The 1418-nt window shown below is 61.5% G+C and carries 2 protein-coding genes; both read right to left on the minus strand.

From position 1 onward, the window contains the following. The coding region (locus AWB67_RS37770; protein WP_200822427.1) for an alpha/beta fold hydrolase at positions 1-227 on the minus strand (227 nt) is incomplete at its 3' end. 27 nt (positions 228-254) lie between these two features. Next, positions 255-1370 carry a class III poly(R)-hydroxyalkanoic acid synthase subunit PhaC gene (gene phaC / locus AWB67_RS37775; protein WP_087660849.1) on the minus strand — a complete coding sequence of 372 codons (1116 nt, stop codon included), beginning with the start codon at positions 1368-1370 and terminating at the stop codon, positions 255-257. Between the last annotated feature and the right edge of the window lie 48 nt (positions 1371-1418).

A 1418-nucleotide genomic window follows, 5' to 3' on the forward strand; every position in this document is an offset into this window, starting at 1 on the left:
GACGCGAGCCATTCGCTGCGGCCGCGCCCTGGAAGGTCGGGCACGATGACTCGCACGCCCTTGGCCGCAAGTGCAGCCGCGAGCATGTCGAAGTCGCGCCCGGTGCGAGACACGCCGTGAACACAGACGACAGTGTGCTCGGCCTTCGGCGGCCCCCACTCGGCATAGGCGAGCTTGTGAAAGCCACCTCGGCCGATTACGGAGACCTGCTTCAGTTCGGGTTGCATCGCGTCGGGTCCGGGTCAGAGTGAGGGTCAGGCTGGCGCATCATCGCGCTCGTGCAGCCACTGGACGATGCCTTTGCCGAGCACGCCCTGCGACTTGCCGCTGACAAAGACGCCAACATGGCCGCCCTCGAGGCCGATCTCCTGATAGTCGTCGCTACCGACCGCATCTCTCAACGCCTGAGTCGTTTTCGGCGGAATGATGTGATCGTCCTTCGCATAGACGTTCAACACCGGCATACGTATGTCAGCGAGATCGACCGTGCGGCCACCCAGCTGAAACTCACCGCGAATCAGCTCGTTGTTCTTGTAGAGGTTGATGAGTAGCTGTTTGGCAGCTTCGCCCGGATGATGCGGCCGGTCAGCCAGCCACTTCTCCATGCGCAAGAAATTCAGGAGCTTCTTTTCGTCATCGAAGGTGTCGAGCAGACCCACGTTGTATTTCGACAAGGTGGCGCCCGGCGTCATCTGGGCAAAGACATAACTCATCAACTCTCCCGGCAAGTTGCCGTTCGCTTCGATCAACTGGTTGATGTCGTCCTCGCTCAACCCACGCGTCCAGAGGTTGAGGAGCCCGTGATTAAGCCGGCCTTCAGCCTGATCCTGATGGAAGTCCACCGGCGTGATGGTCAGGATCAGGTTCTTGACGCGCCCCGGGTAGAGTGCGGCGTAGCACAACGAGAAGACGCCGCCTTCGCAGATGCCGAGCAGATTGATCGCGGGCAATCCGTGCTCGCGGCAGATGAACTCGACGCAGTCGTTCAGATAGACATCGACGTAGTCCTCGAACGTGAGCCAGCGATCGCTGCGGGTGGGGCTCCCCCAATCGACTGCGTACACGTCGACGCCGAGCGCGAGCAGGTTGCGCAGCATCGAGCGGTCCTCCTGCAGATCGGTCATCGTGTAGCGGCCGATCTGTCCGTACGCCACGAGCACGGGTACTCCCAGGGTGCGCTTGGCTGTCGGCTTGTAGCGGTACAGCGTCGTCTTGTCTTCGCGGAATACCACTTCCTTGTCCGCGGTCGCGATCTCTACGTGCTCGTCCTTGATGCGGTCGAGCATCTGCTGTCCACGGGCGAGCTTCAGGTTGAAGTCGCTAAATTCGGCGAGCGCCCGAGCGGCGGTCGATTTCTTGGCGGCGGCCATACGGTTCTCTCAGGAATGAATGGGACGGTCGGCCTTCGGGGCAACGGC

The organism is Caballeronia terrestris (assembly GCF_001544515.1).
Lineage (GTDB): Bacteria > Pseudomonadota > Gammaproteobacteria > Burkholderiales > Burkholderiaceae > Caballeronia > Caballeronia terrestris.

What these genes read in the sequence shown, in the direction of transcription:
- phaC (WP_087660849.1), bottom strand. Translation starts at nt 1,370, where the DNA reads ATGGCCGCCGCCAAGAAATCGACCGCCGCTCGGGCGCTCGCCGAATTT.